The following is a 22,720-nucleotide window of genomic DNA, read 5'->3' on the forward strand; positions in this document are numbered from 1 at the left end:
CTTTGGGTTTGGCAGGTGCCAGCCTGTTACATCATTTGGCAAAACCCGCCGTGATTTTACGGCAAGACCATCGGATACAACCGATTGGCCGGAATAGTGTCGATACTCGAAAGGAAGTCTGCTTAATGGCAACCGCTGAAGAAGCACAATTTACCACCGGCGAAAACTTCGCCGATCTGCTGGCCGAAACCCTTGGTTCTGAAGACGAGGGATTTGTTGGCCGCGTGATGACCGGTACGGTCGTCAAGAAAACCGACGATGATGCCATCGTTGACGTTGGTTTGAAATCTGAAGGCCGCGTACCGCTGAAAGAATTTGGTGCTGGTGAAGTCAGCATCGGTGACACCGTTGACGTTTACGTTGACCGTTACGAAAACAAGGACGGCCTGATCGTCCTGTCGCGTGAAAAAGCCCGTCGTGAAGAAGCCTGGGTCGAGCTGGAAAAACAGTTCAACGAAGGCAAGCGCGTCGATGGTACCATTTTCGGTCGCGTCAAGGGTGGTTTCACTGTTGATCTGTCAGGCGCCGTGGCATTCCTGCCGGGCAGCCAGGTTGACATCCGTCCGGTCCGTGACGTTACCCCGCTGATGAACAACCCGCAGCCGTTCCAGATCCTGAAAATGGATCGTTCGCGCGGTAACATCGTGGTTTCGCGTCGTGCAGTTCTTGAAGAAACCCGTGCTGAACAGCGTGCCGAACTGATCCAGAACCTCCAGGAAGGTCAGGTTCTTGACGGCGTTGTCAAAAACATCACCGATTACGGCGCATTCGTCGATCTCGGCGGCGTTGACGGCCTGTTGCACGTTACCGACATTGCCTGGAAGCGTATCAACCACCCGTCTGAAGCTCTTCAGATCGGCCAGACCGTCAAGGTTCAGGTTATCCGCTTCAACAGCGAAACCCAGCGTATCTCGCTTGGCATGAAGCAGCTTGAAGCTGATCCGTGGGAAGGTGTCGAAGCCAAATACCCGGTCGGTTCCAAGTTTGAAGGCCGCGTTACCAACATCACCGATTACGGCGCATTCGTCGAACTCGAAGCCGGTGTTGAAGGTCTGGTCCACGTTTCTGAAATGTCCTGGACCAAGAAAAACATCCACCCGGGCAAGATCGTTTCGACCTCGCAGGAAGTCGAAGTTATGGTCCTGGATGTTGACAGCCAGAAACGCCGCATTTCGCTTGGCCTCAAGCAGTGCACCTCTAACCCGTGGGACGCTTTCCTTGCCGCTCATCCGGTTGGCTCGGAAATCGAAGGCGAAGTCAAGAACATCACCGAATTCGGTCTGTTCATTGGCCTGCTCGGCGGTATCGATGGTATGGCTCACCTGTCCGATCTCTCGTGGGATCGTCCGGGCGAAGAAGTCATCAAGGAATACAAGAAGGGCGACGTCGTCAAAGCCAAGGTTCTTGACGTTGACGTTGAAAAAGAACGCATCTCGCTGGGCATCAAACAGCTCAACGAAGATCCGTTCAAAGAAGCTGCTTCGGGTATCAAGCGCGGTGACACCGTTACCTGCGAAATCATTGAAACCAATGACGGCGGCATCGAAGTTTCCGTTGGCGAAGGCGATCTGAAGGGCTTCATCCGCAAGGCTGAACTCGCACGTGATCGTTCGGACCAGCGTCCGGAACGTTTCGCTGTTGGCGAAAAAATCGACGCCCGTGTTGTTTCGGTTGATCGTAACTCGCGTAAGGTTTCTCTCTCGGTCAAGGCTCTTGAAGTCGCAGACGAGAAGAAAGCAATGGCGGATTACGGTTCGGCTGACAGCGGCGCATCGCTCGGTGATATTCTGGGTGAAGCACTGCGTAAAAAACAGCAGGACGCTGAATAAGCATCTGGCGCTGAATAATTTGCCTCTCGGGGCGCAGAACGGGTCGTGCTTTGCACGGCCCGTTTTTGTTTTGGGATGTTGTAAGGTTTTTTATCTGTCATCATCGTGGATCAAAGGACGCTGCAAAAGCGTTAGCGAAGGTGAAAACGGGTAAAATTTTGCCCGAACAGGTTTTTCTGCTTGCCAAGCGGGGGAAGAGAAACCATTTGAAAAGGCACAGTTTTTGTTTTTCTTTCAATCAGGTAAGTAAACGTCAATGGCCCTTGATGCCGATTTCATTATTGATCGTCGCCGTTTGAAAAAGTCGATTCTGCGGTGGCGTGTGTTGGCTGTTGTCGCAATTCTGATTGCGATTGTGGTGGGCCTGGCCCGAAGCGGCGTTTTTACCGGCGCAACCGGCCCTTATATTGCCGAGGTTACGGTAGAAGGGGTTATCGCATCCGACCCGATGATGCTGGCAGCACTTGATAAGCTGGAGCGCGATAATGACGCCGTTGGCGTGATTGTGCATATTGATAGCCCCGGTGGCACGATGGTGGGCGGCGAGGAACTTTACGAATCCTTGCGCCGCATTGGTCAAACCCGGCCAATCGTTGCCGAAATGGGCACGGTTGCCGCATCGGGCGGGTATATGACGGCCATTGCGGCTGATCATATTATTGCCCATCGTGGCACCGTTACCGGATCTATCGGGGTTATTTTTCAATCGATGAATGTGACAGCCGCGCTTGAAAAGCTGGGTGTCGAACCTGTGACCGTGAAAAGCGCACCGCTTAAAGCATCGCCAAATCCGTTTGAACCCACAACCGACGAAGCCCGTAATGTAATGAAAGGCCTGATTTCTGACATGTTTAACGTGTTTGTCAGCATGGTTGCAGAACGGCGCGACATGACAGTGGAGCAGGTAACAACCCTGGCCGATGGCCGGGTTTATACCGGTCGGCAGGCTGTTGAAAATGGCCTGATCGATGAAATCGGCGGTCGTCGCGAGGTTTTGCACTGGTTGGAACAGAAAAAAGGCATTGCAGCGGATACGCCGGTTGTACCGATAAAAATTGAGGATCCCGATAGTTCGATCATTGTGGATCTGTTTAAGGGCAGCATCGGAAATATGCTGTCATCAGAGGGGCTTAAACTTGACGGGTTGCTAACTGTCTGGCATCCTTAAGAAAAGCGCCGACTTTCCAAAGCGTGAACCAAAGGTTGATACCCAACAACTGCGTAACCGAACTGGATGGGGCTTGAATATGACGAAATCAGAACTGATCGCCCGGTTGGCCGAATTAAACCCGCATCTTTACCAGCGGGATGTTGAACGGATTGTCGCCACCATTTTTGATGAAATCACCGAAGCGCTGGCGCGCGGTGATCGTGTCGAATTGCGTGGGTTTGGCGCTTTTTCAGTCAAAGACCGTGAATCGCGTGTCGGGCGTAACCCGCGCACCGGCGAGGCCGTCCCCGTAAGCGAGAAAAAAGTGCCGTATTTCAAAACCGGCAAACAGCTGCGCGAACGGTTAAACTAAAACCGGCTTTAGGCACAAAGCCCGGAATGGCGCGAACCCGTTGATCAAACGGGTTATGCCGCCTTTGCCCCGACATGTGTGTTAAGGTTATGTGGGTGTTGCCGGTGTCACTGGTTTCACCGGTTCCGTTACATGGGCGTTTCCCGGCCATGGTGGTGCCTGCTGTTGTGATGTGCTCCATACTGCAAGCATAAGGATCCCGCCATTTTTACGATGGATTGTTCCTTAAACCGGCAGGTTCACACAATATCAGTAACAGGCATAAATGGCCGGCTATATGTGCCCATGTGGTGATTATGCGGTTGGTACAGCACCGGTTTTGCCACGAGCCATGCCCGTATGGCTGGCAAAAAGATTGGCCGTCGATATTGACGATATATTGAACCGGTCAGGGTGCCGATGACGGTTCTGGCATGTCGCCGTAACCTGGCAGACAGGGCTGGCACCGTAAAGCAGGAGGTTGAGTTGCGCGTTCTTTACTGGATCATCGCCATTCCGTTGACGATCTTGATCACGATTTTTGCTGTGGCTAACCGCCAGGTCACAACCCTGTCGTTGTGGCCATTGCCCTTTGAAATGGACCTGCCGCTGTTTGTGCCGGTCCTGGGGGCGCTGCTACTGGGCCTGCTGATCGGATTGTTGTTTGAATGGTTGCTGACCGGAAAACATCGCCGTGCCAATCGCAAAATGGAATCGGAACTAACCCGCATTCGTCGCCAGCAGGAAGCTGCCCGCGAAGAAGAGCGTACGGCCATTGCCAGTCAGAAATCATCGGGTTTGCCCCCGGCGGTCAATGCCGACTCGAAAGCAGATAAAACCAACACAGCGCCGGTGCAGCCTGCTGGCGTGTGAGTGTAGCCATATCAGGCTGATCACGGGTTATATCTGGCAGCGTGCTGATTTGCTGGATAGATAATCAAAGGCGGTTTCCGGTAACGGGGCCGCTTTTTTGATTTTGGGCCGGTTTAATCGCCGGAATTGAGCCAAAAGGAATGGTTTTTAAGTACCGAATCGACTAAAGCCTGTGTCACCCGATATCTGTGAAGCGCCAGAGGGCAGGTTCTGAGGATGTGTCGGGGTTCGCTTGGTCAGTTTTCGGTTGTGGTCGGGGCACCTGTTTAACGGTGTGCCATTTCGTGCGGCCAGATCGCCCGAACGAACTTTCGGCATATTACGCTGCCCCTGTGTAACTCATCACCGCATCGGCCCCGTATCATTTGCCAACCGGAGGATGCCATGACCGCTCAACTTTCCCAGATTGCTGCGAAAGACCGCATTTTTTGCGCCATCGACACTACCGATCTGGATCACGCGATTGATCTGGCGACAAAGCTTTCAGGTGTTATTGGCGGGGCGAAACTGGGCAAAGAATTTTTTGCCGCCCACGGCCCACAGGGTGTGAAGGCTGTTGCCGCCGCCGGTATGCCGGTTTTTCTTGATGTCAAATATCACGACATTCCCAATACGGTTGCCGGGGCCATTCGCGCGGTGACGCCGCTTGGTTTGAAAATCGTCAATGTGCATGCCGCTGGCGGGCAAGAAATGATGAAACGTGCGGGCGAAGCCGCGCGGGAAGCCGCCGACAAGGCCGGGGTGGCCGCCCCGTGGGTGATTGCCGTTACGATTTTAACCAGCCTGGACCAAAACGATTTGGACGAGATCGGTTTGCGCGGCCCACTGGGCGAACGGGTGGTTAAAATGGCCGAGCTGACACAAAAATCGGGTCTGGATGGTGTTGTATGTTCGGCCCGGGAGATTGAGCCGGTTCGCGCCGCCTGCGGCCCTGATTTTAAACTGATAACGCCCGGCATTCGTCCGGCATGGGCCAGTAGCGATGATCAGAAACGCATCGTTACCCCGTATGATGCGGTGGCACGGGGATCTGATATTCTTGTGATTGGCCGTCCGATTACCACGGCCGATGACCCGGTTGCCGCAGCACAGCGCATTGTTGAGGAACTGGGTTAATTAATCCGTCGCGCCGAAAACAGTAAACCCGCCGTGATCATGCAGGCCCGCATTACCCGATGCGGGCCTGTTTTTTGATAAAGCCGGGAATATTGGCAGGGGTAATAATGTGAATATCGCTGGGCGGGGCAATTGCGGTTTCGGGCAATAAGCGGTGCCACGCCATGATATGATGGCAGGCGGTACGCATGTCCTGTCGTAAATCGTGATGCAATACCGCGCTTAGTTTGCCTTGTTGCAACAGGGTTATGTTTTCCGAATCGAGATCATGGGCAATATAAACCTGCGGCGTAAGTCCGTGATCGGTCAGTGTTTGTAAAATCGCCCGGTTACCGCCCCCCATTGAATAAACTGCCTGAATGTTGCGGCAATCCTCAATCATGCTTTCCATGCGTCGGGCGGTATCGCTATCAAGCCCGGCACCGCCGCTGGCATCAATAATGGGTCGGTTAGGGGCCAGCTTTGCCATCGCGGTAACAAAGCCTGCCTTGCGGGATTCCTCGCCCCGAAAATGCTCGTCGCTCATTGTTATAACAACCGGGCCGGTTTGGGCTGTGGCGGCCAATGTAGATGGCAAAAAATGATGGATCAAATAGGCGGCCGTTTCGCCTGCGGCGTAGTTGTTTGCTCCGGCATAGGCCACATGCGGGGCGTCGGGGATGTCAGTGAAAATGGTGACAACGGGAATATTGCGCGCGCCAAGTTCGGCCATTGCGGTGCGAATATCAGGCTGGTCTTGTGCCTTAAGCAACACCCCCTGGCTCCCGCGTTTGCCAATGCGGTTCAGAATGGCAACAATGTCGCCCGCGCGCATCCGTTCCTGCATCATATAGCGCGGGCGGACAACAGCGGGGTGCAGGCTGGGCAGTTCGGCCTCCAGCGCGTTACGAATTTCGCGGCTAAAGCGTGTCGGGGCTTCGACAACCACATCAATAAACAACTGTCGCCCACGTGCGGCCAACTGGCCTTCCAGGGATGTCAGTTCATCAATGGCATCGCGAACCCGGCGCTGCGTTTGCGCGCTGACATTGGCCCGCCGGTTCAATACCCGGTCGACGGTTGCGGTGCCAAGTCCGGCCTGACGGGCAATTTCCTTGATCGGAAAGCGATGGGTCATGGATCCTCCATTGATGTATTTTTGATGGATTCCAAACCTCAACGCAAAGCATTTTCGCAGTAGCCTTCCTGGGTTGGCGGGCGCATGAACGATCCGCCGCTACCCGGAGGAAACAGCGATGACCCCAGTGGAAAAAATGCAGCGCCAAATGGTGAACCGGCATCCAGTTGCGGGCTATTACCGTGAAGCGGACTGCAAAACCGACGATTTGTTAGCTTTGCTGGCACGCGAAACCGTTGCCCGTGATGTTCCCCATGCCAGCGACATCATCAAAAACGTGCCGGTTTATGCGGGCGATAGGCTGCGCGAATTGCAAGGCAACCCGCAGGCCCGCCACGCTGTGATGGCGGAATGGGCACAGGTGATGATGGAGGGGGCCGGGGTTTTGGTTGTTGCCGGGGCCTATGATGATGGGACCGTGATTGATGCTGCGACTGCTGAGTATGCGGGCATTATTGCCGATGAAAAAGCCGCCAATGGTATCGCCGCTGACCATTTTGCCACGGCCGGTGCCAATGACCGGATCTGGAATTCGTTGCAAAAGCTGTGTTTGCGCGCACCCGATGTGTTTGCCCGTTATTTTGGTAACCCGGTTATTGATATGGTATGCGAAGCATGGCTGGGACCAAATTACCAGATGACAGCACAGGTTAATCTGGTGCGACCGGGCGGGCAGGCGCAACAGGCGCATCGTGATTATCATCTGGGGTTTCAAACCGTGGATGAATGCGAAAAATACCCGGCTCATGTGCATCATTTATCGCCGGTATTAACCTTGCAGGGGGCTGTCGCCCATTGCGACATGCCGGTTGAAAGCGGGCCAACATTGCTGTTGCCGTTTTCGCAAAGTTACGCCGAAGGTTATCTTGCGTGGCGACGCCAGGATTTTCGCGATCTGTTTCATGCCCGCCATATTCAGTTACCGTTAAAAAAGGGCGATGCACTGTTTTTTAACCCGGCTTTGTTTCATGCGGCGGGAACCAATTTTAGCGCCGACATTCAACGCATGGCAAATTTGCTTCAGGTATCCTCGGCCTATGGCCGCCCGATGGAGGCCATAGACCGCACTGCGATGTGCAAAGCGCTTTATCCTGTTTTACAGGCCACATTGCAGGCAGGAAATGTGGGGCAAGACGGGTTAAACGCTGCCATCGCTGCCTGTGCCGAGGGATATTCGTTTCCCACCAACCTTGATATTGATCCGCCGGTTGGCGGGCTGGCACCGGAAACGCAAAACCGGCTGTTTCATCGTGCCCTGGCCGAAAATATGACGAGCGCACAGTTCGAAAATGCGTTGAGCGCGCAACAGGCCCGCCAGAAACCCTGATTTCATGGTGTGATATTGACCGGTTGTAAAAGCATGAAAAGGACACGTGGAATGAAACGCCATGAACAAAGCTGTGCTGTCATTATTGGGGGCACACAGGGGCTGGGTTATGCGATTGCCAAACGCCTGATTGCCGAAGGCTGTAGCAAAATGGTGATTGCGGGGCGCAACCGGCATCGCGGCGAAGACGCTGCCAAAAGCCTTGCCTCCCATGCAGGTATTGATGTTGCCTTTGTTGCAACCGATCTTGCCGACCCGGATGCCTGTAAGACCCTGATTGATGACGCGGTATCGCGCATGGGGCGGGTAAATGTTTTGTTAAATGCGGGCGCATCCACCGAACGCGGATCGTTGCGCGATACCACGCCGGGCCAGTTTGATGACATGATGGCGATTAATGCCCGCGGCCCGTTTTTTGCCATGCAGGCCTTTGCCAACCATGCCATTGCCGGTGGTTACGCGGCATCGTGTGTGAATATTCTAAGCATGTCGCAATATTGCGGGCAGTCCTTTTTGGCACCCTATGCCGCATCCAAGGCGGCCCTTGCAACCCTGACCAAAAATGCGGCCCAGGCCCTGCGCCACAAACATTTGCGGTTTAACGGCATTGCGTGCGGCTGGATGGATACACCGGGCGAAGATGCCATTCAGCGCCGCTATCATGGGGCCGGTGATGACTGGCTGACAAAGGCGGAGGCCGAACAACCCTTTGGCAAGCTGGTCAAACCCGATGAAGTTGCCGGGCTGGCAGCGTATCTTTTGGCTGCCGAATCGGGTGTGATGACCGGGGCGATCATTGATTATGATCAGTATGTTTCAGGCGCGTATCCGGAATGAGTGCGTCTTTGGCCTTGATCTGTTTGGCGAACAGATTGGCAGGATGGTTAATTCCCGGGCATGTTTTTGATATTTGCCGAATTTGCATAGATTCTATGCGTAGAAAGCGATAGTTCCCGGCGGTCTTTGCAGGCAAGTTTGAATCGGTTCAGAGATGTTCTGACGGTGCGGTGTTCGCGATCAGCGAGGCACCGCCTTTTTCGTTTTTAGCCGGTTTTGCCGCAATCAGATGGTGTTTGATGTCAAAAGCTGAATTTCGTCAGGGCTTTTTTGCCCGCCTGCCCATTCTTGCACTGGCGATGGCATCGTTTGGCATCGGCACAACCGAGTTCGTGATTATGGGCCTGTTGCCCGATGTTGCCAGTGATCTGGGGGTCAGCATTCCCAGTGCCGGGTTGTTGGTAACGGGTTATGCGCTGGGCGTAACGTTTGGCTCGCCGTTTCTGGCGATTGGTACGGCCAAAATGGAACGTCGGCGGGTTTTGCTGTTTTTGGTATTGTTGTTTCTGGTGGGCAACATCCTGTGCGCCATTGCGCCGAACTATGCCTTCCTGATGGTGGCCCGCGTGATTACCGCATTGGGCCACGGGGCGTTTTTTGGCTTGGGCTCGGTGGTGGCGGCCGGGCTGGTGCCGCCGCACAAACGGGTGCAAGCCGTGGCATTGATGTTTTCCGGGCTGACATTGGCCAATGTTTTGGGCGTGCCGTTTGGTACCGCATTGGGCCAGGCCTTTGGCTGGCGGTCCACCTTTTGGGCGGTGGTGGCCATTGGGGTGGTTGCCTTTGCCGCCCTTTATATTTTTGTGCCGCGTAACATAAAGGCCGAAGGCAGCAGCCTTCTGGCCGAGGCCCGTGCGTTGGGCAAAGTCCAGGTTATTCTGGCAATGTCGTTAAGTGTTTTGGCATCGGCCAGTTTGTTTAGCGTCTTTACTTATATCACCCCGATTCTGACCCAGATTACCGGCGTTTCGGCACAAAATGTGACGCTGGTTCTGTTGCTGTTTGGCGTTGGCTTGACGGTGGGGAACTTCGTTGGGGGCCGATTGGGCGACTGGCGTTTGATGCCTGCCATCATCGTCACCTTCATCGCCCTTGTGCTGGTGTTGATGATGCTGACCGAAACGATTTATCAGGTCTGGCCTGCCATCGTGTCGATCTTTGTGTGGGGCGTGGTGATGTTTGCCCTGGTGTCGCCCTTGCAAATCCGGGTGGTAAACGAGGCCACCGGCGCGCCGAACCTGGCATCCACCCTTAATCAGGGGGCCTTTAACCTTGGCAACGCCGCCGGGGCGTGGCTGGGCGGTTTGGCAATTACGGCCGGTGTCAGCTATGCACAAATTCCGTGGATCGGCGCCATTATTGCGGTTGTCGGGCTGGCGGTTGCTATACTGTCTTATATTCTGGATCGTAAAACAGTGATGGGTGGAGAAACGCCTGTTGGTGCGTAATCATTTCAGGCGCTTGATTTTATAAAAACGGCCCGCCGCCATAATCATAGTGCGCGGGCCGTTTTTTTGTCTGACGCCGACAGGCTAGGGGTGATCAGGCAAATGCAGTTGCCAGGCTGTGCCAATAGGCCCCGATCATATCGCCGTATTGTTCGATGATCAGTTTGATTGAAATGGCGATAGAGACAAACACAAGAAGCGGGCGCACCAGTTTGGCCCCAATTTTCATTACCATGTGCGAGCCAATGGTCGCGCCAATGACTTGCCCCACCGCCATGGTAAGGCCAATTTCCCAAACCACCTCGCCGCCAACAATAAAGGTGGCAAGCGATGCGACGTTGGCAACGAAGTTTAAAACCTTGGTGTGGGCGGTGGCCTTGGTCAAATTGAACCCCAGCAGGGCAACAAAGGCGATGGAAAAAAACGACCCGGTACCGGGGCCAAAAAAGCCGTCATAAAAGCCAATGCCAAAACCCGCAGTAAAGGCAAACAGGGTTTTGCCGATTTTTTGGTGGGCATCAATATCGCTGGCGCGCGGGGAAAACAGAAAATAAAGGGCAATGGCGATCAAAAGCCCCGGCAGCAATGTCATGAGAATGCCGGGATCGATCATCTGGATCAGGGTAGTGCCCAGGACGGACCCAAGCAGGGTCAGAATAATGGCCAGCACCATATCACCGGGATTAACCAGCCCGCGCCGCATGAAATTGATCGAGGCGGAAAAACTGCCGCAGCTGCTTTGCAGTTTGTTGGTAGCCAGCGCCTGGGTCGGGGTAATCCCCGCCCATAACAGGGCGGGGATGCAGATAAGGCCGCCCCCGCCTGCAATGGAGTCGACAAACCCGGCAATCAAAGCCACGGCAAACAGGATCAACAGCAGATCGACGCCAAATTCCATGCGAATGTTCCGATATTTTGTGCGATAGATTGAAAAACGTTGGCAGCATAAGCAGTTCTGCGATTTCTGCCATTTATTCTTTGTCACGATGACAATTCGGGAATTGTTTTTGGTGTGACGTTTGCCAAAACGACCGGGCACGACTAGATATTGCCCTGCCTGATCAGATAACCCGTTACGAGGTCGAAATGCCCGAATTGCCAGAAGTGGAAACAGTTTGCCGGGGCCTTGCCCCGGTTATGGAAGGGCATGTGCTGGCATCGGTTGTTCAGCGCCGACCCAATTTGCGAACGCCGTTTCCCGATGATTTCGTTGGGCGTTTGACCGGACGCCGGATCGACCAGCTTACCCGTCGCGCCAAATATGTTGTCGCCTATCTGGATGATGGACAGGTGTTGTTGATCCATCTGGGTATGTCGGGGCGCATGACGGTGATTGAACCAGGCGCGGGTGTGTTGCCAGATGCAGGCAAACATGACCATGTCGACTTTGTTATGGAAACCGGTGTTTTGGTCCGGTTTAATGACCCCAGGCGTTTTGGTCTGATGGCCCTTTCGCATGTTGATGAATTGGCGACGCATCCGATGCTGGCGGGAATTGGCCCGGAACCGTTGGGGAACCAGTTTAATTCCCACATGCTGGCCGAAGCCCTGGCAAAACGGAAAAGCCCGATCAAAACCACGCTTTTGGATCAACGCCTGGTGGCGGGGCTTGGCAATATATATGTGTGTGAGGCGTTGTTTCGTTCGCGAATTGATCCGTTACGCGCGGCCAACAGCCTGAGCCTGTCGGAAATCGACCTGTTATATCGCGAGATTCGCGACGTTCTGGAAGATGCGATCAAGGCAGGCGGGTCATCGTTGCGCGATCATCGCCAGGCCAATGGTGAATTGGGTTATTTTCAGCATAACTTTCGTATTTATGGTCGCGAAGGCGAACCATGCATTACCCCGGAATGTGATGGCACAGTAGGCCGGCTGGTTCAGGGGGGGCGGTCGACATTTTTTTGTGGCAAATGCCAGCATTAAGACGGGCGGGCGTGCCATACCGCCGGTGATGCAAGATTGCAGGGCATGATTGTGGCCTTAATGATGATTTTGGGCAGGAATGTTGCCTGTTGTCGCTAAAATCGGTAAAACGGTATGTAATTATGGTTTCAGGCGGTGGACCAGCTGGAACGGCAGAAAATCGCAGTTTGAAAAGGATTCCCCATGACGTACGAAAACATCATTGCCGAAGTTAAAGGCAATGTCGGTTTGATCACTCTGAACCGGCCCAAGGCATTGAACGCCCTTTGTGACGCGTTAATTGCCGATCTGGCGGCAGCCCTTGATGATTTCGAATCCGACGAATCGGTTCGGGCCATCGTCATTACCGGGTCGGAAAAGGCCTTTGCTGCAGGGGCCGACATCAAGGAAATGATCGATCGCGATTATATGGATGTCTATAAATCCGATTTTATCACCAAGGGTTGGACCCGGATGGCGGCCTGCCGCAAGCCGACCATTGCCGCTGTTGGCGGGTTCGCACTGGGCGGTGGCTGCGAACTGGCGATGAGCTGCGATATCATGATTGCGGCGGATACAGCCAAATTTGGCCAGCCTGAAATCACGATTGGCACGATCCCCGGTGCCGGTGGTACCCAGCGTTTGACCCGTGCCATTGGCAAGGCCAAAGCGATGGAAATGTGCCTGACCGGGCGCATGATGGATGCCGAGGAAGCCGAGCGTTCCGGGCTTGTGGCCCGCGTTGTGCCTGCCGACTCGCTGATTGATGAAGCAATGAAGCTGGCTGACAAGATCGCATCTTTCTCGGCCCCGGCGGCAATGAAGGTCAAGGAAAGCGTTAATAAGGCGTTTGAGACGACTCTGGCGGAAGGGCTGATGTTTGAGCGCCGCGAATTTCATTCGACCTTTGCCCTGGAAGACCGGGCCGAGGGAATGAAAGCGTTTGGCGAGAAACGTAAACCCGAATTCAAGCACCGCTAGACCTGTTTGAACCGGTGATTCTGACCCTTGAGTCAGAAAGTACCGGAAAACGCGGCTTAGGGCGGTATCGGGGGTTGACGACCCCTTGGGACGGAGCTATAAGCCGCGCTCCGAATTACGTAACATTTTTGTTTTAAGAGACAGGTTCGCAATGGCTCATCATAAATCGGCCAAGAAGCGCATTATCCGTAACGAAGCCCGCGCTGTTGTTAACGGTGCACGTATCAGCCGTATTCGTACCTACGTTAAGCGGGTCGAAGTCGCGCTGCAGGTTGGCGACAAGGATGCCGCTCTGGCTGCTTTGAAAATTGCCGAGCCGGAAATGGCGCGTGGCGCGCAACTGGGTGTTCTTCATAAAAACACCGTTGCTCGCAAAGTATCGCGTTTGACCGCTCGCATCAAAGCGCTCTAATTTTATCCTTCGGGATGGCGAGTCGAAGGCCGCGTTTCTTGCGCGGCCTTTTCGCTGCCGGAATTCCGGAAATTCACCTTTCGTTCTTTGATTGCGAAGGTGGAAAAATCGCGCAATTCCGCGAACGTTTTGAGGCCGAAACCCTTTTAACGTTCTGTTAAAGATCGCCTTGCCTGATGCCTGACGCATCAGTACAGTGTTCCGACTTCGATCGCGATTCCACATCGCGAATAATGAAGAACGAAAAACAAGGGCGCGAGTACGCTTCCATTTTCTTGTAGCAATACAGGCGTGTTGGTCATTTTCGATCAACGCGGCAATGCTTTTTACTGTATTGCGTTGGGAAACTGGCGTCGGGATTTTATGCAACAGCGGGGAAAGGTCTTGAAAGTGCAGCACGCCGTAAGGGGAGCACAGTTTAGCGCCGGTAACTCCGAGGGTAATGCTCCCGGCAGCCAGCAGGCAGCACTGGAAGATCATATTGTGGCAACCTGGAAAAGTGTGCGCGAGAAACTGCGCGGTGAATTTGGGGCAACGGCCTATCGATACTGGCTGGAGCCGGTAGCACTGATCACGGTCGAGGCCGGTGTTGCCCGCCTTGGTGCGCCCAACCGGGCCATGCGTGACTGGGTGTCGCAGCATTATCTGGACCGGATTCAGGCGTTCTGGCATGCCGAAGATCCCAATGTGCACTTTGTCGAGGTGGTGGTGGCAACACCCGAAGGCGCGACAGAGCAAACAGCAGGCCGGGCAGCCCGGCAGGATGAAAGCACACATGCCGCAACCTCGCCGGTGCATAACGAACCGGCACAGGCCAATCCGCGTTATACAGCCGCAAATTATGATGCCCCCGGCGCGCGCAAGGCCCCGTGCCAGCCTGCGCCGGTTTCTGCCGGGCAGCATATGTCGCATCCGCCGGCAGGCCGCGGTGCAATTGGCAGCATGGCCGATGATGGCATCAGCGCAGCCCTTGATCCGCGATATACCTTTGATAACTTTGTGATTGGCAAGCCGAACGAATTTGCCTATGCCGCCGCCCGCCGGTTGGCCGAGGCCGAATCGGTGCCGTTTAATCCGCTGTTTTTGTATGGTGGTGTCGGTTTGGGTAAAACCCACCTGATGCACGCCATCGCATGGCACATTCGCCGTACCCAGCCGCATCGTACCGTTATTTACCTGTCGGCCGAAAAGTTCATGTATCGGTTTATTCGGGCGTTGCGCGATAAAAACACGGTCGATTTCAAGGATCAGTTCCGCTCGGTCGATGTGCTGATGGTCGATGACGTTCAGTTCATTTCGGGCAAGGACTCGACACAGGAAGAGTTTTTCCACACCTTTAATGCGCTGGTTGATCAGGGTCGCCAGATTATTGTTTCGGCTGACAAGTCGCCATCTGATCTTGAAGATATCGAAGAACGCCTGCGCTCGCGTCTCGGGTCGGGTCTGGTGGCGGATATTCATGCGACTACGTACGAATTGCGTTTGGGCATTCTTGAATCGAAAGCCGAACGTCAGCGCGTGGAATTGCCCCAGCGGGTGATGGAATTTCTGGCCCACAAAATTACGGCCAACGTTCGCGAACTGGAAGGCGCATTAAACCGCGTTATTGCCCATTCGCAACTTGTCGGCCGCGAGATCGGGCTGGAGATGGTGCAGGATGTATTGCATGACGTGCTGCGCGCATCTGAACGCCGGGTAACGATTGAAGAAATTCAAAAACGTGTTGCCGAACATTTTAATATCAAGGTTTCCGACATGCATTCGGCGCGTCGCGCGCGGGCAGTTGCCCGGCCACGCCAGGTGGCGATGTATCTTTCAAAGCAGCTGACCACCCATTCCCTGCCCGAGATCGGCCGTAAATTTGGCGGGCGCGACCATACCACCGTGATGCACGCGGTACGCAAGGTGGAAGAATTGCACACCACTGATCCGTCGCTTTCCGAGGATATCGATTTGTTGCGGCGCATGCTGGAAAGCTGATTTCGCGATACAGGGCTGTATTTTATAAAACCGGCGACAGGGCGTTGGCCCCATTGTGTCGCCGGTTTTTATTTTGCACCAAACTTTGATCGTTGTGATGGGCCTTGTTAAGGAAACCGTGTTTTAAACCGGCCGTCGGGCGAAAGTTTTTTGAGAGGCGGGGAAGCGATTTGTGCCCGGTCATGGCGCTGAAAGCCGCAGAAAACCGGGGCTTGTTTTGATGGGGTGAAATTTGGCCGGGCCAATGCAACGACTCCGTTCATTTGCTTGGCTTTTTAGCGTAAAAATCCTTCGATTTTGGGCCTCCCATGTTATAATGCGGCCAACCCAGCCAAAAGGGGTGGGGCTAAGTCGAAAAAATGAATAAAAATCAATTCGTTATATAATTGCAGACAGACGGATAGGACGGGCATGAAGCTGACCATCGAACGCGCGGCTCTGTTAAAATCTCTCACACATGTTCAAAGTGTGGTCGAACGGCGCAATACCATTCCGATTCTGTCCAATATCCTGCTGCGGGCCGAAGAAAATACCTTGTCGCTGACCGCAACCGATATGGACCTTGAGGTAATCGAAACCACCACGGCGGAAGTTTCCGAACCGGGTGCAACGACAACTCCCGCGCATACCCTTTATGAAATTGTGCGCAAATTGCCGGAAGGCTCTCAGGTGCAGATTGCGCTGGAGCCAGGTGCAGGGCGTTTGACCCTGTCGGCGGGCCGGTCGAAATTTAATCTGGCTGTTTTGCCGGTTGATGATTTCCCGGTCATGTCGGGCGGGGATTTGCCGGTCAGCTTTGGTTTGGCTGCGGCCGAATTGCGCGGTCTGATTGATCGGGCTGAATTTGCCATTTCGACGGAAGAAACCCGTTATTACCTGAACGGGATTTATTTTCACGCCGCCGATGCCGAAGGCACGAAAATTTTGCGCGCGGTTGCCACCGACGGCCATCGTCTGGCCCGTGTCGAGGCACCGTTGCCCGATGGTGCTGAAAACATGCCAGGTGTGATTGTGCCGCGTAAAACCGTTGGCGAATTGCGCAAGCTGATCGACGAAACCGGCGAGGCCGTGGATATTGCCTTGTCCGATACCAAAATCCGCTTTGGTTTTGGCAAGGCGGTTCTGACCTCCAAGCTGATCGATGGCACCTTCCCCGATTATGAACGCGTGATCCCGTCGGGTAATGACAAAAGCCTGGATCTGGAATGCAAACCGTTTGCCGACGCGGTTGACCGTGTTTCTGCCATTTCGATTGAAAAATCGCGTGCGGTCAAAGTGGTAATGTCAGGCAACACCCTGACCTTATCAGCCTCCAGCCCGGAACATGGCACGGCGACCGAAGAACTTGAAATCAATTACGATTCCGATGACATCGAAATTGGTTTTAATTCCCGTTACCTTCTCGACATTGCCAAGCAGGTTAAGGGCGATACCCTGAATCTTTTGATGTCTGACGGGCAGTCGCCGACGATCCTGCGCGATACCGACGATTTGTCGGCATTGTATGTTCTGATGCCGATGCGCGTCTGATCTGCGATTTTCCTGTTGTGGCTTTCCTTGCCCATAATCATCTTATGCAAGACGGTGACCCGATGACAAACCGTCTTGCTGTTTCCCGTCTCGATCTTGGCGATTTTCGCTGTTATGCGCGGCTGCGGCTTGATATCGACGCGGGGCCCGTGGTGTTGACCGGCCCGAACGGGGCCGGAAAAACCAACCTGTTGGAGGCGATCTCGCTTTTGGCACCAGGAAGCGGGTTGCGTCGGGCCAAATTGGGTGAAATTGCCCGAAATGTGCCGGCAACCGATGATGGCAGCGTGCGGGCCTGGGCGGTAAGTGCGCAACTTGAAACGCCTGACGGGCAATATCAGGTTGGGTCCGGGCTTGATCCGCAAGCCTTGCGGCAGGGCCGCGAACGCCGGGCGGTGAAAATTGACGGCGAAGCACAGCGCGGGCAGGCATCGTTGGGCCGGGTATGTGCCGCAGTTTGGTTAACGCCGCAAATGGACCGCCTGTTTCTGGATGGACCATCGGCACGGCGGCGGTTTCTGGATCGGCTGGTATACGGGTTGGACCCGGATCATAGCGGCCGTGTTGCCGCTTTTGAACATGGTTTGCGCAGCCGGGCAAAATTGCTTAAGGCCGGCAAAGCCGATGATAAATGGCTAAATGCCATCGAAGATTCGATGGTGCGCCATGGCATTGCCGTTGTGGTTGCACGTGCCGAATTGCTGGATCGTCTGGTTCGGGCGGGTACCATGGCAATTGGTGCTTTTCCGGCAGCACGTTTGGCGCTGGCGGGAGATTTGGAAAACTGGCTGGAACAGTTTCCGGCTGTAGAAGTTGAAGACCGTATGCGTGCTGCCCTGCGTGACGGGCGGGAACGCGATGCGATGTATGGTGGTGCCGCCGTTGGGCCGCAAAGAAGCGACCTGATGGTGTGGCACGAAGCGAAAAATCAGCCCGCCGCACAATGTTCGACGGGCGAACAAAAGGCGCTGTTGCTGTCAATTGTGATGGCAAATACGCGTTTGCAAAGTCGGGCCCGGGGTGCGGGTCCGCTTTTGTTGCTAGACGAAGTGGTTGCCCATCTTGATGCCGAAAGGCGGGGTGACCTGTTTGACGAAATCGTGGCGCTTGGTGTTCAGGCCTGGATGACAGGTACGGACCGGGCGCTTTTTGATGGTCTGATCGGGCGTGCGCAGTTCTTCCGGGTGGAAGATGCCAGCGTGTCGCCCGAGACGATTTGATCCGTGACTGCCGAGGTTGTGACGCTATGACCAACGAAACAGAAGCTCCGATTGCCGCCGGGATTGATCCGCAGGAATACGGCGCCGAATCCATCAAGGTCCTTCGGGGCCTGGAAGCGGTGCGCAAGCGGCCGGGCATGTATATCGGGGATACCGATGACGGAACCGGTCTGCATCACATGATATACGAGGTGGTCGATAACGCCATCGACGAAGCGCTTGCCGGTCATTGCGATACGGTATGGGTGCAGTTGAACGGTGACGGATCGGCGACCATTCGCGACAACGGTCGTGGGATCCCAACCGATATCCATAAGGAAGAAGGTGTTTCTGCCGCCGAGGTCATTATGACCCAGCTTCATGCCGGCGGTAAGTTCGATCAGAATTCCTATAAGGTTTCCGGTGGTCTGCACGGTGTTGGCATTTCGGTGGTGAATGCCCTGTCAACCTTGCTGAAATTGCGCGTCTGGCGTAACGGCAAAGAATTTTACATGGAATTTTCGGGCGGCGACGCTGTCAAGCCGATGGCCATTGTGGGGGATGCCCCGCTGACCGAGGACGGCACGCCGCTGACCGGGACGGAAGTTACCTTCTATCCTGACGCCGAAATTTTCACGATGACCGAATTTAACCTGCCGACCCTTGAGCACCGCCTGCGCGAACTGGCATTTTTGAATTCCGGCGTCATTCTGACATTGCGTGATGAACGCAGCAGTGATCCAACCGAAATTAAATTGCATTATGAAGGTGGTATTCGCGCGTTTGTTGAATATCTGGATCGTTCAAAAACACGTCAGATTGAGGAATGCGTTTCGATTGTGGGTGAAAAAGACGGGATCACCGTTGAAGTTGCCTTGCAGTGGAACGACAGCTATCACGAAACGACGCTGTGCTTTACCAACAACATTCCCCAGCGCGATGGTGGCACTCACATGGCCGGTTTCCGTGCGGCCCTGACGCGTCAGATCAACAGTTATGCCCAGGAAAGCGGAATCGCCAAAAAGGAAAAGGTTGCGCTTTCGGGGGATGATGCCCGCGAAGGTCTGACCTGTGTGGTGTCCGTCAAGGTGCCGGACCCGAAATTCTCGTCGCAGACCAAAGACAAGCTGGTTTCATCTGAAGTGCGCCCGGTTGTTGAAAATGTCGTTAATGACAAATTGTCGCAATGGCTGGAAGAACATCCCCAGGATGCCCGCAAGATTGTCAGCAAGGTTGTCGAGGCCGCAACCGCACGTGAAGCTGCCCGTAAGGCACGCGAACTGACCCGTCGTAAGGGGGCGCTTGATATTTCGTCCCTGCCGGGCAAACTGGCCGACTGCCAGGAACGTGATGCGACCAAAGCCGAATTGTTCATCGTCGAAGGGGACTCCGCAGGCGGGTCGGCCAAGCAGGGCCGCGAACGCGGATTCCAGGCGATTTTGCCATTGCGTGGTAAAATTCTAAACGTTGAACGGGCCCGTTTCGACAAAATGCTGTCGAGCCAGGAAATCGGCACCCTGATTACGGCACTGGGAACCGGCATTGGCCGCGATGATTTCAACATCGAGAAAATCCGTTACCACAAAATCATCATCATGACCGATGCTGACGTCGACGGTGCGCATATTCGAACGTTGCTGTTGACCTTCTTCTATCGTCAGATGCCGGAGATGATCGAACGCGGTTATCTTTACATTGCCCAGCCGCCGCTCTATCGCGCCAAACGGGGTAATTCTGTTCAGTATCTTAAGGGGGACCGCGAGATGGAACAGTACCTGACCGCGCAGGGCACCGAAGATGCCCTTTTGAAACTGGCTAACGGAATGCAGTATGCCGGTGCCGATTTGATCCGCATCGTTGAACTGGCGCGTAAAGCCAAGGGATTTTTGGAGCCATTGTCGCTGAAATTGCCAATTTCGGTGCTGGAGCAAGCAGTTTTGGCGGGTGCGCTTAACCCGGCTTTGCTTGATGACGACCAGAAACGTCTGGAATCGGCGCAAACCCTGGCAACCCATCTTGATACCCTGGCCGAAGATTTCGATCGCGGCTGGAAGGGCGAAGCCCCGCTTGACCAGTTGATGGTGTGGCGAATGTTGCGCGGTGTTGAGGAACGCTATGTCATTGATGCCAATATTTTGCGTTCGGCCGAAAGTCGGGCCCTGGCGGGCCTGATTGGTGAACTGCGTGAAGTGTTTGAAGCTGGTGCCGAATTTGGGGCCAAGGACAAGGTCTGGAAAATTCATGGCCCGGTTGATCTGGTTAATGCGGTGATGGAATATGGCCGTCGTGGCATTTCTGTTCAGCGTTATAAAGGTCTGGGCGAAATGAACCCCGATCAGCTGTGGGAAACGACCCTGGACCCGAATGTACGTTCGCTGTTGCAGGTGAAAGTTGAACATGCCGATGAAGCCGAAGAGGTCTTTTCAACCCTGATGGGCGACATTGTTGAGCCGCGTCGCGAGTTCATCCAGTCCAACGCCTTGAAAGTCGCCAATCTCGACGTTTGATCGGAATTTTCCAACGAAACGATTTCGCAGGCCCGCCATTTTGTGGCGGGCCTGTTTGCATTTAAGGGATGAAACGAACAAATTACGCGGGATGCCGAATTAACCGGTGCGCCTGAAATGCCACCCATAATCCCAGTGTGGCCGCAACACCGCCAATCAGAAAAACCGAGGCATATCCAGAACGGTCAGCAAGCAGGCCGACCACCGGGGCCGTTGCACCATAGGCAAGGTCCTGAAAGGCGGCAAAACCCCCAACAGCTGTTCCACGCAAATGCGGGGGAACCTGTTTGACAACCTCGGATCCCATGGCCGGAAACACCATGGAGCAGCCAATACCGGTGAACAGGGCACCAAGAAAGGCCAGTTCCGGAATGGGGGAAAGCCACAGCAGATATTGCCCCGCAGCTTCGATTGCCAGGGATGCCATCGCGACCGGGGTTCCGCCAATGCGGTCAGGCAGGTGGCCGCAAAACAGCCGTATTGCAACAAAACCGGTGCCAAAACATGTTAGGCCCAGCCCGGCATAGGCCCAGCCACGGCTTAGGAAATAAAGCGAAAAGAATGCCCCCAATGCAGCAAAGCCAATGCCTTGCAGGCCAACAACAAGGCCCGGTCGCCAGATACGGCCAATGATTTTCCAAAAGGATTCACGCGGCCCGGCATGGGGCTGAACGGCGGGAAGCCCGTGAATGACCAAAAGCCCGACCAGGGGCAGAAGGATGCAAACCGCCATAAGCCCGGCAAAACCGGCATAATCAAGCAAGGCCAACCCCAATGGGCCACCAGCAGCAAATGACCCATACATCCCCATACCGACCAGAGCGATGACCTTGCCCGAACGGGCAGGCCCCATAAGGCCAATTGCCCAGCTGACCATGCCGACCATGCCCAGGCTTTCGCCCAGACCCAGCAATAACCGGCCCAGGATTAGCAGAACATAGGCACCGGTAACGGGGAGTTGGGGCAGAGCGGAGACAAGGCAGATCACCCCGGCTCCGGCATAAATAACAAGACCGCGCTGCATACAGATTTTACCGCCCAGCCAGTCGGCACTGGCGCCGGCCCGGCTGCGGGTAACAATGGTGGATAAAAAGGCGATGCCAACGGCAAGGCCGCCAAAACTGTTGTTTAGTCCCATGCCATGAACCACATGGATCGGCACAGTGGGAAGAGACATGGCAACCGAAAGATATGAAAGAAAAAGCGCCCCTGTCAGAACAAGAACATAACGATAGGCAGGGTCGAAGCGGGTGGGTTCTGTAATCACATAAAATACTCCGGTAAAATCGGTTAGAGCTGTTTTTCGAGGAGTACGATGTGAATATGCAAACGCACCCTCACCGAACAGGTTCGGCAGATGCGTTGGGTAACGTTAACGCTTACGGCGAGGGGTGTGTGGCCCACGCAAGAATTTTGCGAGATGGATCGTTCCGGTATTGCCGGTTTTAAAAATGTGGCAGGCTGGCTATTTGACCGAACGCCTAGCCTAGGCGCACGGATAATTCGACGTCGTCGTCAAATGGAATTGACATGTATCCCAGTGCAGAAGAACGCACGATTTCAAGATAATAGGGGCTGTAATCGGCATTATCGGCAATAATAAGCGCGCCGGGTTTAAGGTGTTTTTCTACCAGATCCAGAATTTCGGGATACAGACCCTTGGCCCCGTCGAGCAAAACCAGATCAATGGTTTCGGGCAGGTCGTCAGCCAGGGTTTTTAGTGCATCGCCCTGTCGAATTTCGACAAGGTCGATCAGGTTGGCCATAATGAGGTTTTCCTGCGCACGTTCAACCTTGGAGGGTTCGAACTCGGTCGTGATCAGTTTTCCGCCGCCATTGTCGCGCAGGGCTGCAGCAAGGTGCAGGGTGGAAATGCCAAACGATGTGCCAAATTCAACAATGTTGCGGGCATTGCACGCACGGGCCAGCATATAAAGCAAGCTGCCGGTGGCGCGTGATACGGCAAGGGGCTGGTCTTTTAATCGGGTATATAAATCCAGATATTCGGTTTTGCTGTGCATTAACCGGTTTTGTTCGGCTGATGACAATTCGGCAATGCCCGGGCTTTGCAGGGGGGATGCATTGGCAGCTTCGTTAAATAGCCGGTCAAGTAACGGTGCTAGCGGCGGGCTGGTCAGGGTATTTAAGGGGGTCATT

19 protein-coding genes are annotated in these 22,720 nt (G+C 54.6%); 15 read left to right on the plus strand and 4 right to left on the minus strand.

Features of this window, described 5'->3' with window-relative positions:
- Nucleotides 1-125 precede the first annotated feature (125 nt).
- From rpsA to pyrF, 5 genes are all read left to right on the plus strand, one after another.
- Nucleotides 126-1,829, plus strand: coding sequence for a 30S ribosomal protein S1 (gene rpsA / locus THS27_RS02740; protein ID WP_085587615.1), 1,704 nt, complete (start codon nucleotides 126-128; stop codon nucleotides 1,827-1,829).
- A gap of 256 nt (nucleotides 1,830-2,085) precedes the next feature.
- Nucleotides 2,086-2,997 carry a signal peptide peptidase SppA gene (sppA, locus tag THS27_RS02745; RefSeq protein ID WP_085587617.1) on the plus strand — a complete coding sequence of 304 codons (912 nt, stop codon included), beginning with the start codon at nucleotides 2,086-2,088 and terminating at the stop codon, nucleotides 2,995-2,997.
- Between the two features lie 49 nt (nucleotides 2,998-3,046).
- Nucleotides 3,047-3,352, plus strand: coding sequence for an integration host factor subunit beta (ihfB, locus tag THS27_RS02750; RefSeq protein ID WP_256376729.1), 306 nt, complete (start codon nucleotides 3,047-3,049; stop codon nucleotides 3,350-3,352).
- 399 nt (nucleotides 3,353-3,751) lie between these two features.
- Nucleotides 3,752-4,204 carry a lipopolysaccharide assembly protein LapA domain-containing protein gene (locus THS27_RS02755; protein ID WP_246832810.1) on the plus strand — a complete coding sequence of 151 codons (453 nt, stop codon included), beginning with the start codon at nucleotides 3,752-3,754 and terminating at the stop codon, nucleotides 4,202-4,204.
- A gap of 384 nt (nucleotides 4,205-4,588) precedes the next feature.
- Nucleotides 4,589-5,320 (plus strand): orotidine-5'-phosphate decarboxylase, encoded by a 732-nt coding sequence (gene pyrF / locus THS27_RS02760; RefSeq protein WP_085587619.1) that lies wholly within the window; start codon nucleotides 4,589-4,591, stop codon nucleotides 5,318-5,320.
- A gap of 52 nt (nucleotides 5,321-5,372) precedes the next feature.
- On the opposite strand, the gene THS27_RS02765 is transcribed toward pyrF, so the two are convergent.
- Nucleotides 5,373-6,437 (minus strand): LacI family DNA-binding transcriptional regulator, encoded by a 1,065-nt coding sequence (locus THS27_RS02765; RefSeq protein ID WP_085587620.1) that lies wholly within the window; start codon nucleotides 6,435-6,437, stop codon nucleotides 5,373-5,375.
- A gap of 118 nt (nucleotides 6,438-6,555) precedes the next feature.
- On the opposite strand from THS27_RS02765, the gene THS27_RS02770 reads away from it, so the two are divergent.
- The 3 genes from THS27_RS02770 to THS27_RS02780 all read left to right on the plus strand — a co-directional run bounded on the left by THS27_RS02770 (nucleotide 6,556) and on the right by THS27_RS02780 (nucleotide 10,049).
- The gene (locus tag THS27_RS02770; RefSeq protein WP_210402811.1) at nucleotides 6,556-7,764 is read left to right on the plus strand and encodes a phytanoyl-CoA dioxygenase family protein; all 1,209 of its coding nucleotides are present in this window, start codon (nucleotides 6,556-6,558) and stop codon (nucleotides 7,762-7,764) included.
- Nucleotides 7,765-7,815: 51 nt separating this feature from the next.
- Complete coding sequence (locus THS27_RS02775; RefSeq protein ID WP_085587622.1) at nucleotides 7,816-8,601, plus strand: SDR family oxidoreductase; 786 nt, start codon at nucleotides 7,816-7,818, stop codon at nucleotides 8,599-8,601.
- 239 nt (nucleotides 8,602-8,840) lie between these two features.
- Nucleotides 8,841-10,049 carry an MFS transporter gene (locus tag THS27_RS02780; RefSeq protein WP_085587745.1) on the plus strand — a complete coding sequence of 403 codons (1,209 nt, stop codon included), beginning with the start codon at nucleotides 8,841-8,843 and terminating at the stop codon, nucleotides 10,047-10,049.
- Between the two features lie 94 nt (nucleotides 10,050-10,143).
- On the opposite strand, the gene THS27_RS02785 is transcribed toward THS27_RS02780, so the two are convergent.
- Entirely contained in the window at nucleotides 10,144-10,947 is an 804-nt protein-coding gene (locus THS27_RS02785) for a TSUP family transporter (protein ID WP_085587747.1), read from the minus strand.
- Between the two features lie 188 nt (nucleotides 10,948-11,135).
- On the opposite strand from THS27_RS02785, the gene mutM reads away from it, so the two are divergent.
- From mutM to gyrB, 7 genes are all read left to right on the plus strand, one after another.
- Nucleotides 11,136-11,975, plus strand: coding sequence for a bifunctional DNA-formamidopyrimidine glycosylase/DNA-(apurinic or apyrimidinic site) lyase (gene mutM / locus THS27_RS02790; protein WP_085587624.1), 840 nt, complete (start codon nucleotides 11,136-11,138; stop codon nucleotides 11,973-11,975).
- Nucleotides 11,976-12,158: 183 nt separating this feature from the next.
- On the plus strand, nucleotides 12,159-12,935 hold the full coding sequence (locus THS27_RS02795) for an enoyl-CoA hydratase (protein WP_085587626.1): 777 nt from the start codon (nucleotides 12,159-12,161) through the stop codon (nucleotides 12,933-12,935).
- 151 nt (nucleotides 12,936-13,086) lie between these two features.
- On the plus strand, nucleotides 13,087-13,347 hold the full coding sequence (gene rpsT / locus THS27_RS02800) for a 30S ribosomal protein S20 (RefSeq protein ID WP_085584349.1): 261 nt from the start codon (nucleotides 13,087-13,089) through the stop codon (nucleotides 13,345-13,347).
- Between the two features lie 390 nt (nucleotides 13,348-13,737).
- The gene (gene dnaA, locus THS27_RS02805; protein WP_371455000.1) at nucleotides 13,738-15,327 is read left to right on the plus strand and encodes a chromosomal replication initiator protein DnaA; all 1,590 of its coding nucleotides are present in this window, start codon (nucleotides 13,738-13,740) and stop codon (nucleotides 15,325-15,327) included.
- Between the two features lie 411 nt (nucleotides 15,328-15,738).
- Nucleotides 15,739-16,857, plus strand: coding sequence for a DNA polymerase III subunit beta (dnaN, locus tag THS27_RS02815; protein ID WP_085587629.1), 1,119 nt, complete (start codon nucleotides 15,739-15,741; stop codon nucleotides 16,855-16,857).
- Nucleotides 16,858-16,919: 62 nt separating this feature from the next.
- The gene (gene recF / locus THS27_RS02820) at nucleotides 16,920-18,077 is read left to right on the plus strand and encodes a DNA replication/repair protein RecF (protein WP_085587631.1); all 1,158 of its coding nucleotides are present in this window, start codon (nucleotides 16,920-16,922) and stop codon (nucleotides 18,075-18,077) included.
- Nucleotides 18,078-18,103: 26 nt separating this feature from the next.
- Complete coding sequence (gene gyrB, locus THS27_RS02825; protein ID WP_085587633.1) at nucleotides 18,104-20,563, plus strand: DNA topoisomerase (ATP-hydrolyzing) subunit B; 2,460 nt, start codon at nucleotides 18,104-18,106, stop codon at nucleotides 20,561-20,563.
- An 82-nt stretch (nucleotides 20,564-20,645) separates the two neighbouring features.
- On the opposite strand, the gene THS27_RS02830 is transcribed toward gyrB, so the two are convergent.
- Nucleotides 20,646-21,830 carry an arabinose transporter gene (locus tag THS27_RS02830; protein ID WP_246832811.1) on the minus strand — a complete coding sequence of 395 codons (1,185 nt, stop codon included), beginning with the start codon at nucleotides 21,828-21,830 and terminating at the stop codon, nucleotides 20,646-20,648.
- 214 nt (nucleotides 21,831-22,044) lie between these two features.
- Nucleotides 22,045-22,719: an O-methyltransferase gene (locus tag THS27_RS02835; protein ID WP_085587635.1), complete on the minus strand. Its 675-nt coding sequence runs from the start codon at nucleotides 22,717-22,719 to the stop codon at nucleotides 22,045-22,047.
- Nucleotide 22,720: the final 1 nt, after the last annotated feature.

Origin of the sequence: Thalassospira sp. MCCC 1A01428, from assembly GCF_002115825.1 — a bacterium.
Lineage (GTDB): Bacteria > Pseudomonadota > Alphaproteobacteria > Rhodospirillales > Thalassospiraceae > Thalassospira.

Bases quoted from the DNA above. Each gene is read 5' to 3' on its own strand.
- rpsA (WP_085587615.1), top strand. From the start codon at position 126: ATGGCAACCGCTGAAGAAGCACAATTTACCACCGGCGAAAACTTCGCC.
- sppA (WP_085587617.1), top strand. From the start codon at position 2,086: ATGGCCCTTGATGCCGATTTCATTATTGATCGTCGCCGTTTGAAAAAG.
- THS27_RS02755 (WP_246832810.1), top strand. From the start codon at position 3,752: ATGACGGTTCTGGCATGTCGCCGTAACCTGGCAGACAGGGCTGGCACC.
- pyrF (WP_085587619.1), top strand. From the start codon at position 4,589: ATGACCGCTCAACTTTCCCAGATTGCTGCGAAAGACCGCATTTTTTGC.
- THS27_RS02765 (WP_085587620.1), bottom strand. From the start codon at position 6,437: ATGACCCATCGCTTTCCGATCAAGGAAATTGCCCGTCAGGCCGGACTT.
- THS27_RS02770 (WP_210402811.1), top strand. From the start codon at position 6,556: ATGACCCCAGTGGAAAAAATGCAGCGCCAAATGGTGAACCGGCATCCA.
- THS27_RS02775 (WP_085587622.1), top strand. From the start codon at position 7,816: ATGAAACGCCATGAACAAAGCTGTGCTGTCATTATTGGGGGCACACAG.
- THS27_RS02780 (WP_085587745.1), top strand. From the start codon at position 8,841: ATGTCAAAAGCTGAATTTCGTCAGGGCTTTTTTGCCCGCCTGCCCATT.
- THS27_RS02785 (WP_085587747.1), bottom strand. From the start codon at position 10,947: ATGGAATTTGGCGTCGATCTGCTGTTGATCCTGTTTGCCGTGGCTTTG.
- mutM (WP_085587624.1), top strand. From the start codon at position 11,136: ATGCCCGAATTGCCAGAAGTGGAAACAGTTTGCCGGGGCCTTGCCCCG.
- THS27_RS02795 (WP_085587626.1), top strand. From the start codon at position 12,159: ATGACGTACGAAAACATCATTGCCGAAGTTAAAGGCAATGTCGGTTTG.
- rpsT (WP_085584349.1), top strand. From the start codon at position 13,087: ATGGCTCATCATAAATCGGCCAAGAAGCGCATTATCCGTAACGAAGCC.
- dnaN (WP_085587629.1), top strand. From the start codon at position 15,739: ATGAAGCTGACCATCGAACGCGCGGCTCTGTTAAAATCTCTCACACAT.
- recF (WP_085587631.1), top strand. From the start codon at position 16,920: ATGACAAACCGTCTTGCTGTTTCCCGTCTCGATCTTGGCGATTTTCGC.
- gyrB (WP_085587633.1), top strand. From the start codon at position 18,104: ATGACCAACGAAACAGAAGCTCCGATTGCCGCCGGGATTGATCCGCAG.
- THS27_RS02835 (WP_085587635.1), bottom strand. From the start codon at position 22,719: ATGACCCCCTTAAATACCCTGACCAGCCCGCCGCTAGCACCGTTACTT.